Below are 13,871 nucleotides of genomic sequence, written 5' to 3' on the forward strand. Positions count from 1 at the left end.
CGCCGGTCGCCGGCATCCGCGCCGCCGCCGACACCCTCGTGCGCGCCGACCTCGACGGACCCGAGCGCGATCAGCTCGCGGCCCACGTCGCCCGGGAGGCCACCCGCGCGTCGCGGCTCATCGACGATCTGCTGACGATGGCCCGCGTCGACCGTGGCCTCGAGTTGCACGTCGTCGACGCCAATCTTCGGGCGGTGGTCGAGGCCGAAGTGCGCCGGGTGCCGCTCGTGCACCCCTCGCTACGGATCCGAGCGGAGATCCCGGATGCCGCCGTGCCCGTCCGCATCGACGTCGACCGCATCTCTCAGGTGCTGTCGAATCTCGTCGAGAACGCCGCTCGAGCGACGGGCGGGCGCGGATCGGTGCTCCTCGGCGTCGACAGCGCGGGCGGAGAAGCCCGCGTCACGGTCGACGACGACGGGCCCGGTGTCGCCGACGCCGATCGCGAGCGGATCTTCGAAAGGCTCGTGCGCCTCGACGAGGGACGAGTCTCTTCCGGCGGCGTGGGACTCGGTCTCCCCATCGCGCGGGGCATCGCGCGCGCGCACGGCGGCGACGTCCGCTGCGCGCCCGGGAGGGCTGGAGCACGGTTCGTCGTGACGGTGCCGCGGAGCTGAGGCCACCGGCCCCGCGGCATCCGGCTCAGCCCCTTGACGGGGTCAGGGACGCGCGTGGCCCCCGACGGGCTGGCGGGGCGCCGCAGAGGCCGGAGCGATCCCGGCTGCGGTCAACGTCAGGCCGTCGGCGCCGCTGGCGTCGTGCATCATCTGGTCGACGAGGTTCCGATCGATGGCGGGTTCGCGACCGCCGTAGAACTGCATCACGAGGGCGTTCGACGCGTGGATCCAGAGGCTGGCCTGGCGCACGCCCTCGTTGACGGGCAGCTGGAGCATGAACCCCTCGTTGCGACGGAGCTTGTTCATCACGACGATGCGGAGGTGGGCGAGGATGCGGTCGTCGATGTCGAACGATGCACGGTCTCGGTAGATGAGGCGTCCCACGGCTGGTCCTTTTCTGGCGCGCCGAAGCGTACCGATTGAGCAAGGGCGGGACCACGCCGGGAAGCGAGGCAATGCGGGAGCATCAGTATTTCACCCCCGAAGACCTACCGGCCGAGTCCGACCGATATATCGCCCGGAGATGCTTCGCCCGTGGACAAACTCCATTTCGGAACGAATCGAACCTGCTCTTGACGCGGCCGCGTTCGTGTTGCATGGTTACCTAGTCAAGTAACTAACAAACAAACGGAGATCGCATGATCGACGACGGCAGAGCGCTGTTCCTCCAGATAGCCGAGGGCGTGGAGGACCAGATCGTCGACGGTTCGCTGCCGGAAGAGAGCCGCGCGCCCTCCACGAACGAACTGGCAGCTTTTCACCGCATCAACCCCGCCACCGCCGCGAAAGGAATCGCCGTGCTCGTCGACAAGGGAGTCCTCTACAAACGCCGGGGAATCGGGATGTTCGTCGCCGACGGAGCCCGCGTACAGCTCCTGGGCGAACGGCGCTCGGCCTTCGCCGATCGCTACCTCGATCCGCTCCTGAGCGAGGCGCGCACGCTCGGCCTCGGCCCCGACGACCTCGCCGAACTCATCCGCGAGCGTGCCGCGCTCGTCTCCTCCCCCGCTCACCTCATCGAAGGGACCGCACGATGACCGCAGTGATCGAAGTGGCCGGCCTCCACAAGCGCTACCGTGACACCGACGCGCTGACCGATGTGTCGTTCGCCGTCGAGGCGGACGCGATCTACGGCCTGCTCGGGCGCAACGGCGCCGGCAAGACGACCCTGATGTCCATCCTCACCGCGCAGAATTTCGCGACCGGCGGGCGCGTCCGGGTCTTCGGGGAAGACCCGTACGAGAACCCGCGGGTGCTATCGCGAATGTGCTTCGTACGCGAGAGCCAGAAGTATCCGGATGACGCCAAACCCCGCCACGCGTTCGCGGCGGCGCGCCTGTTCTTCCCGAACTGGGACGACGACCTCGCCACCGACCTGATCGAGGCGTTCCAGATCCCCGTCGGACGCACGATCAAGAAGCTGTCGCGCGGCCAGCTCTCGGCGGTGGGTGTGGTCATCGGTCTTGCGTCGCGGGCCGAGATCACCTTCTTCGATGAGCCGTACCTGGGTCTCGATGCCGTCGCGCGCCAGATCTTCTACGACCGGCTGCTGCAGGACTACTCCCTGCACCCGCGCACGATCGTCCTGTCGAGTCACCTGATCGACGAGGTCGCCAATCTGCTCGAGCGCGTCATCGTGCTCGACGGTGGTCGCGTCGTGATGGACGAGGACACGGATGCCGTGCGCGAACGCGCGGCGACGATCATGGGCGACGCCGCCGCGGTCGACGCTTTCTGCGCGGGTCGCGAGGTTCTGCACCGTGAGACCTTGGGCCGCGTCGCGTCGGTCACCATCCTGGGCGCCCTGACAACCGAGGACCGCCGCCTGCTGGCGGACGCACGGCTGGAGGCCTCCCCGGTGTCGCTGCAGGAGTTCATCGTCCGATCCACCCAACACGCGGCGAGCACGCCGGCCGCCCCCGCCCAGGAAGGAGCGCTGCGATGAACCGCGCGCTGAAGGTCGTCCGCCTCCAACTCATCAACCGCCAGACCTTCGTCTGGATCCCGCTCATCATCCTGTTCGGGTCACTGGCGATCAGCCTGCTGCTCTACGGCATCATCCAGTCGTCGGGCGCCCGTGGGGTCATGATCAGCGGCGGGGTGCAGGCGCCGCTGTGGTACTTCGGGGTCATCGGGGCGCAGGCGCTGACCCGCACGTTCCCGTTCTCCCAGGCGATGAGCGTCACACGTGGTGACTTCTTCGTCGGAACGCTGCTGACGGCGGTGCTCACCGCGGGTCTGCTGTCGGTCGTCTTCGTCATCGGTGGCCTGCTCGAGCAGGCCACCAACGGGTACGGCATGAACGGGTGGTTCTTCTATATCCCGTGGGTGTGGGAAGCAGGCCCGGTGGCGGCCGGCATCGCCTACTTCGCCCTGGCGATGTTCGCCTTCGTCGTGGGTTTCTGGGCGGCGACGATCTTCAAGCGCTTCGGTGGCCTGACGACGGCCGTCACCCTGGTGGGCGTCGGCCTCGCTCTCGTCGCGGCAGCGTGGCTCATCACGGCGACCCGCTCGTGGGCGACCGTCGGTGAGACCGTTGTGACGCTGGGGGCGTTCGGGCTGGCCGTCTGCGGCATCGTGCTCACGTTCGCGCTGGCCGCATCGTCGTTCGCGACCCTGCGCCGCGCGATTCCCTGACTGCGGCGATGACGGGACGGATCGCGATGGGCGGTTCGGCCCCTTCGCGGCTTCCGGGCTCTGGGGTCGTCTCGCACCGTCACCCCGGGCGATCTCTCCGCGGCTCGGGACGCGACGCTTCTCGCCCCGAGCCGGTCGGACTTTTCACGGCCGCCGGGCCCCGGGCCGAACACCACCGGGCCGCGCTGTCGAGGCGTATCCCCAGCCTGGCGCGCACCACGGTCGATAGGGTCGAAGGGATCTGCGATCATCCGACCCACGAGAGAGAAAACCCGTGAGCCATCACCGCACCTCCACCGACCAGGAGGGCCGATCTTCGAGCCCCCTCTTTTCGAGAGGGGGTGAAATCTGATGCTGGCTGCGGCCTTGACACTCCTGGTGGGTGTCATCGTGACTCTTGCGATCATCGTCGCGTGCGGTTTCTTCGTCGCGCAGGAGTTCGCGTACATGTCGGTCGACCGCTCGCGCATGGCGGCGCTGGCCGAGAAGGGCGACGCGCAGGCGAAGCGCGTGCTCGCCATCACCAAGCGCACGTCGTTCATGCTCTCGGGCGCCCAGTTGGGCATCACCGTGACGGGACTGCTCATCGGCTACGTCGCCGAGCCGCTGATCGGCGAGTCGCTGGGGACGCTGCTGGGCGGTGTGGGCATCGACCCGGCCGTCTCGGTGCTCATCGGCACGGTGGGAGCGTTGCTGCTGGCGACCATCGTGACGATGATCTTCGGTGAGCTGTACCCGAAGAACCTCGCCATCGCGAGCCCCGAGCCGCTCGCCCGCGCGCTCGCCATGCCCACGCGCATCTACCTCATGCTGTTCGGGTGGCTCATCACCGTCTTCGACGTCGCTGCCAACGCGCTGCTCCGTCTGCTGCGCATCGAGCCGTTGGAAGACGTCGACGAGAGTGCCACCGCGCGCGACCTCGAGGCGATCATCGAGGAGTCGCGCCAGAGCGGCGACCTGCCCGACGATCTGTCGATCATCATCGACCGCATCCTGGACTTCCCCCAGCGCGACGTCGAGCACGCGATGGTCCCGCGCTCCCAGATCGACTCGGTGACCCCCGACACCACGGTCGGCGAGGTGCGTGCGCTCATGGCGACGGGCCACACGCGCTACCCGGTGATCGGTGACGAGGACTCCCCCGTCGGTGTCGTCGAGCTCATCGATCTGCTGCGCGAGCAGCCCGCCGACGATGCCCCCGTGGCATCCGTCATGCGCGTCGCCGTCGTCATCCCCACCTCGATGCTGCTTCCCGTGGCGCTGGATCGCATGCGGCAGTCGCGCAACGAACTCGCGTGCGTGGTCGACGAATACGGCAACTTCGACGGCATCCTGACCATCGAAGACCTCACGGAAGAGGTGATCGGCGAGCTGTCCGATGAGCACGACGTCGAGACCGCCGAGGCGGCGTCCGTCGGCGACGACGCGTGGAGCGTGCCGGGCGACCTGCACCTCGACGAACTCGAGCGCCTCATCGGGCACGACCTCGCCGAGAGCGACGTCGAGACCGTCGCGGGTCTCGTCATCGAGACGCACGGCGACCTGCCGCCCGTCGGTACCGTGGTGCGGATCGACCTCCCGGAGCGTCCGGGTGAGACCGTTCAAGGGATCGATATCGACCGTTGGCTGGCCGTGGAGGTCACCGAGGTCGACCGTCACGTCCCCGCGCAGGTGCGCGTGCAGCTGCACGAGGTGGACCGGGATGCCGAGCCCGCCGACGATGCGCGCGCCATCGATGAGGAGGTGACCCGATGAACGGCTGGACCGTCGCCCTCATCACGACAGCGCTGATCATCGCGAGCGCGTTCTTCGTCATCGTCGAATTCGCCCTGCTCGCCGCACGCCGTCACCGCCTCGAAGAAGAGGCCGCCACCAGCGCCTCCGCCCGCGCGGCGCTTCGCGGTGTCAACGAGCTGACCGTCATGCTCGCCTTCGCGCAGCTCGGCATCACCGCCTGCACGTTCTTGCTCGGTGCCATCACGAAGCCCGCGATCGACTACGCGCTCGCGCCCGTGTTCGAGATGTGGGGTCTGCCGTACGTGCTGGCTGACATCATCGCGTTCATGCTCGCGCTGATCGTGGTGACGTTCCTGCACCTCGTCATCGGCGAGATGGCACCCAAGTCGTGGGCGATCGCGCACCCCGAGACGGCGGCGAAGGCCACCGGCATCCTGGCCCGTGCGCTCACGTGGCCTCTGCGCCCGTTCCTGCTGTGGATAAACCACATCGCCAACCTTCTGGTGAGGGCGTCGGGCGTGGAGCCGGTCGACAAGGCCGCCGCCGGTGGCCAGGACGCCGACACCATCCGTGAGCTCGTCGCGCACTCGCGCCAGGCGGGCACGCTGGAGCAGAAGTACTCCGAACCGATCGCGCAGGCGATCGCCCTCGGGACGCTCACCGTGGGCGACATCGTGCGCACGGATCGCTCCCCCACCGCTGTCGCGACGGATGCCACGGTTGCCGACATCCAGGCGGTCGCCGCCTCGTCGACGCACCTGCGCATCCTCGTCGGCTCCGGGGCGACATCCCGCGTGGTGCACGTGCGCGACACCCTGGCCGTCGATCCGGCCACACCGGCGCTCGACATCGCCCGTGAGCCCCTGCGCCTCGAGCCGGATGCCTCGGCGTACGACGCCCTCGCGCGCATGCGCCGCGGGCGTGTGCAGCTCGCGACGGTGGTCGAGGGCGAGCGGTTGATCGGGGTCGTGACGCTCGACGACCTGCTGCGCGAAATCCTGCCCGGACCGGGCGAGGTGGCCGAGGTCGCGGCGCGATAGGCGCGGTTTCAGGTTCGGGGCGGGTTCTGCGCTTCGGGGCGGGTTTCGCGCTGCGGGCAGGTTCCGCGCTTCGGGGCGGGTTTCGCGCTCAGCGTTTTGGGGCGGGTTTCGCGCTTTGGGGCAGGTATATCCCGCCCCGAACGGCGGGATCCGCCCCGAACGGCGTCGGAAGCGGGACGTTGGCAGCGCGGGTGAGGCGGTGCGCACGAGGCGTCGCTGAGGCGGTGCGCTCGAGGCGTCGCGCGTGAGGCGGCACGCCTGAGGGCGCGGGTGAGGCTTCGCGTGTGAGGCGGAGCCCGGTTCGGCCGGTACCACCGGGGGCGGTGGGACGTATCGATGGCATTCGGAGTGTCAAGCCGTCACGGACGCCCGGCGGGGCGGCGTACCGTCGCCCGCGTCAACCACTCCCCTTTCCCCAAGGACTCCCATGAGCAAGATCTGGTTCATCACCGGCGCATCCAAGGGCTTCGGCCGCGAGTGGGCCGAAGCGGCCCTCGAGCGCGGCGACAGCGTCGCCGGTACCGCGCGCGATCTCGACGACGTCCGCGAACTCGTCGATGCCTACCCCGACACGTTCCTGCCGCTGCAACTCGACGTCACCGACCACGCGGCCGACACCGCCGCCGTGACGGCCGCGCACGAGCGGTTCGGCCGCCTCGACGTCATCGTCAACAACGCCGGGTTCGGTCACTTCGGAATGGTGGAGGAACTCACCGAGGACGAGGTACGCGCCCAGATGGAGACGAACTTCTTCGGCGCACTCTGGGTCACCCAGGCGGCGCTGCCCGTCTTGCGCGCGCAGGGATCTGGCCACATCATCCAGGTGTCGAGTATCGGCGGCATCAGCGCATTCCCTTCCGTCGGCGTCTATCACGCGTCGAAATGGGCGCTGGAGGGACTCTCGCAGTCGCTCGCGCAGGAGGTCGCCGGTTTCGGCATCCACGTCACCCTCATCGAGCCCGGCGGATACTCGACAGATTGGTCGGGCCCCTCGGCGAAGCGCAGCGAAGAGATCGACGCGTACGCCGACGTGCGGGAGCAGGCATCGAAGCGCCCGTCGGCCGCTGATCCCGGGAAGCCCGAGGCCACGCGCTCCGCCATCCTGAAGGTGGTGGATGCCGAGAACCCTCCGCTGCGCATCTTCTTCGGCAAGGCACCCCTGGACATCGCCCAGCGCGATTACGAGTCGCGTCTGGCGACGTGGCGCGAGTGGCAGCCGGTCTCGGAAGAGGCCCACGGCTCCTGAGTCGAGAGCGCGCGGTGCGGTCCGGGTGATGGTCCGCACCGCGCCCCCTTTCCCCGTCCCCGCGCCCCTGGCCGGGGCGGGAGTCTCGCCGGCTCGGTGCGGCGCGACCGCGGCGGGTCGCCCGCCGCGTGCCGGGTTCGAGCGGTGCCGACGTCTTCCCCATCTCATCGCGGGAATTCAGCGGAGGTGGGCGTCGACCAGCAGCGATCCCCGGATGCCGCGGAACGTGTCAATGAGCATGCTCACCGACGCGGCGCTCCACGCGGACAGCCGCAGGTCGAGGGGCCCGAGCCGTTCCAGGCGTCCCACGCGCAGGCGTACGACCTCCCATCCGGCGGCGCGCAGCGCCCGGTCTTTTCGGCGGTCGGCTTCTTCGCGTCTCCCGACATGCTCGAGGCCGTGACGGCCGATCGTGTCGTACTCGACCGCGATCCGCAGCTCGGGGAACACGAAGTCGGGCCAGACTTCGAGGTGCTCGAAGAAGGGACGCGCGACCCGGACGGCATTGACGCCCTCGGTCAAGGTCAGCCGTTGCCCGAGATCGGCGCGGACGCGGTCCTCGACCGCCGAGGCGGGCTTCGGCGCGCAGACCGAGACGAACGCCTCACCGATCGGAATGGCCGGTGTCTTCTCGCACAGACGCGTCGTGCGACGAGGGCGGCGCGGACGGAGCACCACGTTCGCTGCGACGACCGGGGCGGTGACCGCCTCGCGCATCGGCAGGGCCACGGCCCGTGTGGGCTTAGCCTGCTCGCTGCATTCTGGACACCACGCGCTGCGACGACGTTCACGACCCGGTCGCTGCCGCTGCTCACGCGGGGTGGCGGCGAAACGATGCCCCGCGTCGCACTGCCAGAGCAGCAGCACCTCAGCGGCCGGCGGTACCTGGCTGAGGGCGATGCCGGCGTTCAGATCGGGGTGGTACTGCCGGATCAGCGCGGGGTACGCGGCCCATGCCTCGCGGTACGCGCCCACCGCGTAGGGCACGTCGAGGCCCTTCGACCATTGCCGTCGGGCCCACCACGATTGCACTCTCTCCGCCACGCGAGGGAGAGTATCCGCGACCCCCGACACTGCCCACCGGCGAGCACGCCAGAAGATCGAGGGCGCTCCGGGTGCCGCGGTGTGCCGGATGCGGGCGGGCGTAGATCCGCGATCGACGGAGGGAGGAATGCCCTCCTACCGGGTCTCCGGTGGAGAGCATTTCGTAGGGCGGGTGGGACTTGAACCCACGATCGTCGGGTTATGAGCCCGCTGCCTTGACCAGCTTGGCCACCGCCCCCAGCGACGACGAGCCTACCGGCATCCATCTCCCGTCGCCGCCGGCGTCACGGCATCCGTCTCCCGTCGCCGCCGGTGCCACGGCATCCGTCTCCCGTCGCCGCCGGCGCCACGGCATCCGTCTTCCGTCCCCGCCAGCGTCACGGCATCCGCGAGATGACTCGGTATCGCGCGCCAGAAGAGGTCATCTCGCGCATTGTCGGTCATCTCGGCGACAAGCGCCCCATGACCTGCGACGCGAAGCCGCACAGAGCCCGCCTCAGTGCACCCGCGGCTTCTTCGGCTTGCCGTCGGCGGTGATCTGCGGATGGTGCTTGGTGAGCTGGATGACGCCCCAGGTCGCGATCGCGCCGGCGAGGACGAAGCCGATGAGCGCCCACGCGGGAGCGGTCGACGCCTCCCCCAGCACGAGAAGACCGATCAACACGGCGACGATCGGGTCGATGACGGTGAGGCCGGCGATCACCAGGTCGGGAGGACCGACCGAGTACGCGGTCTGCACGAAGTACGCACCCACGGCGACGGCGGCGAGGAGCGCCACGAGGCACAGCAGGGTCAGCCATTCGAAGTTCCCGGCCTGCGCGCGGCTGATCACGACCTTGGCGAGGGTGGCGACGAAACCGTAGATGACGCCGGCGGCCATGATGTAGAACAGCGCCTGCGCGCGACGACGCACCAGCACCCAGAAAACGCCGAACACGACCACGACCACGGCCAGGATGCCGAGGATGATCAACAGCTCGCGTTCGGTAACGACCTGCTCGGTGGCGAAGAACGCGGCGATCGTGACGAAGACGAGGATGCCGCCGACGCACAGGGCGATGGCGATGAGCGACTGCCGGGTCGGTTTGTGGCGCGACACCCGGGCGTTGAGCACGGTGGTGATGACGAGGGCGATCGCGCCGAGCGGCTGCACGAGGATCAGCGGCGCCACCGAGAGCGCTGCCAGCTGACACGCGATCGCCAGGCCTAGCATGACGGTGCCCGCCATCCACGACGGGCGCGTCAGCAGTGACGTCAACTGCGACCGCGAGAGGCCGCCGGTGGTCTTGCCGCCCGAGAGGCGCTCGACCTTCTGCACGCCGCGGTGCTGGTACTGCGCACCGAACGACATGAAGACCGCGCCGAGCAGGGCCAGCGGGATGCCGAGGAGGATGCGCGGGTCGCGGAAGACGCCGACGAGTTGGTCGATTCCGTCGCTGAGGGTGGCATCGAGCGGGATCACCCCTCGACAGTAGCCGCCCCTCTGCTGGTTAGGCTGGAGGCGTGGCCGTACTCCCGATTCGCATCATGGGCGATCCCGTGCTGCACGCACCCGCCGCCCGTGTCGACGAGATCACCGATGAGGTGCGTCAGCTCGTCGCCGACATGTTCGAGACGATGGATGCCGCACCCGGTGTCGGTCTCGCCGCCCCCCAGGTGGGCGTGGGCCTGCGGATCTTCACGTACACGTACGAAGACGACGAGGGCCAGCCCTGGCGGGGTGTCGTGATCAACCCGGAGCTGTGGATCCGTCCGCTCGAGCCCGGCTACCCCGATCCCGACGACGAGAGCGAGGGCTGCCTGTCGTTTCCCGGTGAGCGCTTCCCGCTGCGTCGTTCGGAGGCGGCGCTGCTGACCGGCACCGACCTCGACGGGCACTCGGTGCGGGTCGAGGTCACGGGGTGGCGCGCTCGCATCCTGCAGCACGAGTTCGACCACCTCGACGGCATCCTGTACGTCGACCGTCTCGACGACGAAGACAGCCGCGTCGTGGCCAAGATCGCCAAGAAGCGCAAATGGGGCAAGCCCGGGGCGTCGTGGATGCCGGGAGTCGACGACATCGACGCGTGATCGGCCGACATCGCATCGACCGCCCCCGTTCAGGAGGCGCAGCGGGATGCGGGACGCCGATGCTCGTGCTCCGTCGAGCCGCCGCGCTCAGACGCGGGATTCGTGGCGCCGCGGGACGACGCGTGCCGGCGTCTGCGCGGCCGGCATCCATTCGCACGTGAAGCTGCCGCGGTAACCGAACAGGAAACCGAAGCGCTCGTTGTCGACGCGCATCTCGACGTGGAAGCGACCGTCGCGCTCGTCGAAGTACTCGCGCAGGCTCGCTCGGCCGCTGAAGAGCATGGGGAAACGGAATCCGATGGGTCCCTCGTAGAACCGCTGCTCTCCAGAGCGCAGGATCAACGCCCCCTCGTCGTCGACCGTGAGGTCGAGATCGACCGCGAGGTGCTGGTGCGTACCGAGGTAGTCGACGATGCGGCCGCCGGCGAGGATCATCGTCGCGTCGAACCGTGCCGGGCGGCCGTCGATCTCGTATTCGCGCACGAACGTCACGGTCTCGCGGCCGAACGGGTCCAGATAGGGGCGGTTCCAGATGACGAACGGCACGTTGCTCCCGACGGCCGGCACGAGGATGTTGCGGAGCTTGCCGATCTGCAGGAACGGGACGGTCCACCACGGCCCGCGTCGGATCTCGGTCATGACCCCGCGGCCCACGCACGCCTCACCCCCGTCGAGGCTCACGCCGAAGCGCCGCTGCATCATCGGGTGCAACCGGGCGAAGTCGCCGCCGAGCGCCTCGGCGAAGATCGAGGTCATCGGTCCGCTCCCGGCAGAGGCAGTGCGTCCAGGGTCGCGGGAGCGTTGTCGAGAACGCGGCGCCGATGCGGCGGGATGCGGCGGCACCGGCGTGCCCGGGGTCTCTCGGCGCGCCAGACAGCCGCCGCGCTCAGCAGTGTCCACGTCTCGGGCGGCCGCCCCGTCTCGAGCCACAGCCGGAGCCGGTCGAAGCTCCACGCGGTGGCCCACGCGACGAGGGGGCGCACGACCACGTCGAGTACTCCCCACCCGGGCGTGTAGTCGTACCCGGTGGAGAAGCGGATGCCGTCGGCCGTGGGCTCGTAGCGCCAGTATCCGCGCCCGTCGCGGAGCGGGGAGAGACGATCCGCGGTCGTGAAACGCAGCGCCGAGGTGCGCGAGCCGTCGGGGCGGGAGGTCTCGCCGATGCTGATGCCCTGGCCGCGGATGGTGCGCAGCGGCGTGTGCCGCTCGTAGACGAACCGGGCCGCGCCGTCGGTTGTGCGCATGGTCGGAGTGATGCGCGAGAAGCGGACGTCCCACCGCACGTGCTGCAGCGGATCCTGCGTCGCCGTCCACACCTCGTCGAGCGTCGCCCGGATCACGGTTTCGACGTAGATCCCCTGTCCCCCCATGCGTTCAGCCTAGAGTCGGGGGCGCCTGCGCTCCGGCAGCAGGTCGCCTGGCGGGCGGCGTCCGCCGGGTCCGCCCGCGGCGAAGCTGTGCAGGTGCAGCTCGTCGCTGATCGCCTCACTCGCGAGGCGGCCTCGCACGCTGGTCCCCTGCGCATCGAGGGGCGGACTCACGACGGCGGCGCCGAGGCGGCCGGGAGCGGCGAGGACGATGGCCCCCGACACGCTGGACTTCGCCGGAACGCCGACGGCTCGCATCCACCGGCCCGATCCGTCGTACACGCCGCAGGTCGCCATGACCGACACCACGTCTCGCGCCACGCGGGCGGGGACGACGCGCACGCCGGTACGTGGGTTCACACCGCCGCACGCGAGGGTGGCGCCCATGACGGCCAGGGTCTCGGCATCCATCAGGGTCGCGCAGGCCCGCGCGTAGACGGCGACGGCGTCATCCGCACTGACCTGCATGGTGCCCTCGGCTCGCATGAGGTGGGCGAGGGCGTGGTTACGGTCGCCGAGCAGGTGCTCGTTGTGCGCGACGTCCTCGTCGACCGCGAGGTCGTGCCCGGCGAAAGCGGCGAGTCCCTCGGCGATGCGGGCGTCGCGCGCGGCGGGATCGGAACCGCGCACGAGGGATGCCGTGAGCAGGGCTCCCGCGTTGACCATGGGGTTGGGTGGCCGGCCCGTGCCGCTCTCGAGTTTGATCGCGTCGAACGATTCTCCGGTCGGCTCGATCCCGACACGGTCCAGCGTCTCGCCCTCGGTGTCGAGCAGTGCCAGGGCGAACAGGAACGGCTTCACCGCCGACTGGATGCTGAAGGCGACGTCGGCGTCCGTCGTGACGCGGGCGGTGCCGTCGGGGAGGACGAGCGCGACCGCGAAGAGCTCGGGATCGGCGTCGGCGAGCTGAGGGATGCTGTCGTCCACCTCTCCGCCGCGTTCGTCGATCAGGCGGGCACGGAGGGCATCGAGGTCGTACCGGTGCGGGTCGGGGATCACGTCTCCACCCTCGCAGTGATCGACCGTCTCACCGACCGGGTTGCAGAGGAGTCGAGCGCGCGGAGGGGCTCCGGAGCGTGCCATTATGCGCGCCGACCCCGATGACCGCCAGCCCCGGGCGCAACCGCCCCCGCGCGCCTACTGTGCGAACAGACGGCGACCCCGCGCCGCTCCCGCAGCACCGCTCCGCGAAGGACCCGATGAGTCACGCCCCCGACCTCTTGACGGCTCACGCGGGCGACATCCTCGGTGGGCGCTACATCCTCCGCGAACGCATCGGCGCCGGTGGCATGGGACGCGTCTTCCGCGCCCGCGACGAGGTGCTCGCCCGTGACGTCGCGATCAAGATCTTTCACGCCGACGGCACCGGCGAACCCGAACCGCTGCGTCGTATGTCGGAGGCGCGGGCGCTCGCGGCCCTCGACCACCCCTCGCTCGTCACCCTCTATGACGCCCGCCTCGTCGGCGAAGGTCACGTCTATCTCGTCATGGAATTGGTCACCGGACCGTCTTTGCAGCGCCGGATCGAGCAGGGGGCGATCCCCGTTGCCGAACTCGCCGGCATCCTGAGCGACCTCGCCGGTGCGCTCGCCGTCGTCCACGACGCGGGCATCGTGCACCGCGACGTCAAGCCGTCGAACGTCCTTCTGCGACCGCTCCACGGCGCGGGCCGAGAGTCCGAGGCCGTTCTCGCCGACTTCGGCGTCGCCCACCTCATCGACACGACGCGGTTGACCACCCCCGGCACCGTCATCGGCACGGCCGCCTACCTCGCGCCGGAGCAGGTCCGCGGCGAAGCGCCGCAGGCTGCGTCCGACATCTATGCGCTGGGACTGCTGGCCATCGAGGCGATGACGCGCCTGCATCCGTTCGGTGCCGGTTCGCTGCAGGAGACCCTGCTCGCGCGTCTCGCCCGCCAGCCCGAGGTGCCGGGATCGGTGAGTCCACGGTGGCGTTCGCTGCTGGAGGCGATGACGGCCGCCGACGCGGGGGCTCGACCCACCGCCGCGGTGGTGGCCGCGTGCGCGACCGAGCTCGCCGCAGAGGATCACGCCGTCGTCCCGGATGCCGCGGATCAGCCGCCGGTGTGGATGCTGCCGACCGCTCTCACCAC

At 69.7% G+C, this 13,871-nt stretch carries 15 protein-coding genes and 1 tRNA gene; 9 read left to right on the forward strand and 7 right to left on the reverse strand.

From position 1 onward, the window contains the following. Window positions 1–617 (forward strand): ATP-binding protein (locus RWP81_RS07815; protein ID WP_314454449.1); only part of this gene is annotated, 617 nt, incomplete at its 5' end. A gap of 42 nt (window positions 618–659) precedes the next feature. Here the strand turns inward: RWP81_RS07815 and RWP81_RS07820 are convergent. Next, window positions 660–1,001, reverse strand: coding sequence for a hypothetical protein (locus tag RWP81_RS07820; protein ID WP_082484892.1), 342 nt, complete (start codon window positions 999–1,001; stop codon window positions 660–662). 254 nt (window positions 1,002–1,255) lie between these two features. Here RWP81_RS07820 and RWP81_RS07825 point away from each other — a divergent pair, with 254 nt between their 5' ends. From RWP81_RS07825 to RWP81_RS07850, 6 genes are all read left to right on the forward strand, one after another. After that, the gene (locus tag RWP81_RS07825) at window positions 1,256–1,654 is read left to right on the forward strand and encodes a GntR family transcriptional regulator (protein ID WP_314454454.1); all 399 of its coding nucleotides are present in this window, start codon (window positions 1,256–1,258) and stop codon (window positions 1,652–1,654) included. Next, on the forward strand, window positions 1,651–2,562 hold the full coding sequence (locus tag RWP81_RS07830) for an ABC transporter ATP-binding protein (protein WP_243222332.1): 912 nt from the start codon (window positions 1,651–1,653) through the stop codon (window positions 2,560–2,562). Before RWP81_RS07825 ends, RWP81_RS07830 begins: the two co-directional genes overlap by 4 nt. Next, a complete protein-coding gene (locus tag RWP81_RS07835; RefSeq protein ID WP_243222331.1) occupies window positions 2,559–3,254 on the forward strand; it encodes a hypothetical protein in 696 nt (231 codons plus the stop codon). The genes RWP81_RS07830 and RWP81_RS07835 overlap by 4 nt, the downstream gene beginning before the upstream one ends. A 351-nt stretch (window positions 3,255–3,605) precedes the next feature. Further along, complete coding sequence (locus tag RWP81_RS07840) at window positions 3,606–5,009, forward strand: hemolysin family protein (protein ID WP_314454462.1); 1,404 nt, start codon at window positions 3,606–3,608, stop codon at window positions 5,007–5,009. Next, the gene (locus tag RWP81_RS07845; protein ID WP_314454464.1) at window positions 5,006–6,031 is read left to right on the forward strand and encodes a CNNM domain-containing protein; all 1,026 of its coding nucleotides are present in this window, start codon (window positions 5,006–5,008) and stop codon (window positions 6,029–6,031) included. The genes RWP81_RS07840 and RWP81_RS07845 overlap by 4 nt, the downstream gene beginning before the upstream one ends. Window positions 6,032–6,458: 427 nt before the next feature. Then, complete coding sequence (locus RWP81_RS07850) at window positions 6,459–7,277, forward strand: SDR family oxidoreductase (protein WP_314454467.1); 819 nt, start codon at window positions 6,459–6,461, stop codon at window positions 7,275–7,277. Window positions 7,278–7,454: 177 nt separating this feature from the next. On the opposite strand, the gene RWP81_RS07855 is transcribed toward RWP81_RS07850, so the two are convergent. From RWP81_RS07855 to RWP81_RS07865, 3 genes are all read right to left on the reverse strand, one after another. Continuing rightward, window positions 7,455–8,321, reverse strand: a complete 867-nt coding sequence (locus RWP81_RS07855; RefSeq protein WP_314454470.1) for a zinc-ribbon domain-containing protein — start codon at window positions 8,319–8,321, stop codon at window positions 7,455–7,457. A gap of 164 nt (window positions 8,322–8,485) precedes the next feature. Beyond that, a tRNA-Ile gene (locus RWP81_RS07860) sits at window positions 8,486–8,559 on the reverse strand. A gap of 258 nt (window positions 8,560–8,817) precedes the next feature. Further along, window positions 8,818–9,783: a DMT family transporter gene (locus RWP81_RS07865; protein WP_314454472.1), complete on the reverse strand. Its 966-nt coding sequence runs from the start codon at window positions 9,781–9,783 to the stop codon at window positions 8,818–8,820. 41 nt (window positions 9,784–9,824) lie between these two features. Between RWP81_RS07865 and def the strand changes: the two genes are divergently transcribed. Beyond that, window positions 9,825–10,391, forward strand: a complete 567-nt coding sequence (def, locus tag RWP81_RS07870; protein WP_183419786.1) for a peptide deformylase — start codon at window positions 9,825–9,827, stop codon at window positions 10,389–10,391. 87 nt (window positions 10,392–10,478) lie between these two features. Here the strand turns inward: def and RWP81_RS07875 are convergent, their stop codons facing one another. Genes RWP81_RS07875 through glsA form a run of 3 tightly spaced genes read right to left on the reverse strand, consistent with a single transcriptional unit; the run spans window position 10,479 to window position 12,757 of the window. Next, the gene (locus RWP81_RS07875) at window positions 10,479–11,147 is read right to left on the reverse strand and encodes a DUF4166 domain-containing protein (RefSeq protein WP_314454477.1); all 669 of its coding nucleotides are present in this window, start codon (window positions 11,145–11,147) and stop codon (window positions 10,479–10,481) included. After that, window positions 11,144–11,761: an SRPBCC family protein gene (locus RWP81_RS07880; RefSeq protein ID WP_314454480.1), complete on the reverse strand. Its 618-nt coding sequence runs from the start codon at window positions 11,759–11,761 to the stop codon at window positions 11,144–11,146. The genes RWP81_RS07875 and RWP81_RS07880 overlap by 4 nt, the downstream gene beginning before the upstream one ends. 9 nt (window positions 11,762–11,770) lie before the next feature. Further along, window positions 11,771–12,757: a glutaminase A gene (glsA, locus tag RWP81_RS07885; RefSeq protein ID WP_314454483.1), complete on the reverse strand. Its 987-nt coding sequence runs from the start codon at window positions 12,755–12,757 to the stop codon at window positions 11,771–11,773. A 200-nt stretch (window positions 12,758–12,957) separates the two neighbouring features. Here glsA and RWP81_RS07890 point away from each other — a divergent pair. Next, window positions 12,958–13,871, forward strand: a 914-nt coding sequence (locus RWP81_RS07890; RefSeq protein ID WP_314454486.1) for a serine/threonine-protein kinase, incomplete at its 3' end; no start/stop codon positions are given.

Origin of the sequence: uncultured Microbacterium sp. (assembly GCF_963521695.1) — a bacterium.
Classification (GTDB): domain Bacteria; phylum Actinomycetota; class Actinomycetes; order Actinomycetales; family Microbacteriaceae; genus Microbacterium.

Coding starts and splice junctions, on each gene's coding strand:
- RWP81_RS07825 (WP_314454454.1), top strand. CDS start 1,256: ATGATCGACGACGGCAGAGCGCTGTTCCTCCAGATAGCCGAGGGCGTG.
- RWP81_RS07830 (WP_243222332.1), top strand. CDS start 1,651: ATGACCGCAGTGATCGAAGTGGCCGGCCTCCACAAGCGCTACCGTGAC.
- RWP81_RS07835 (WP_243222331.1), top strand. CDS start 2,559: ATGAACCGCGCGCTGAAGGTCGTCCGCCTCCAACTCATCAACCGCCAG.
- RWP81_RS07840 (WP_314454462.1), top strand. CDS start 3,606: ATGCTGGCTGCGGCCTTGACACTCCTGGTGGGTGTCATCGTGACTCTT.
- RWP81_RS07845 (WP_314454464.1), top strand. CDS start 5,006: ATGAACGGCTGGACCGTCGCCCTCATCACGACAGCGCTGATCATCGCG.
- RWP81_RS07850 (WP_314454467.1), top strand. CDS start 6,459: ATGAGCAAGATCTGGTTCATCACCGGCGCATCCAAGGGCTTCGGCCGC.
- RWP81_RS07875 (WP_314454477.1), bottom strand. CDS start 11,147: ATGACCTCGATCTTCGCCGAGGCGCTCGGCGGCGACTTCGCCCGGTTG.
- RWP81_RS07880 (WP_314454480.1), bottom strand. CDS start 11,761: ATGGGGGGACAGGGGATCTACGTCGAAACCGTGATCCGGGCGACGCTC.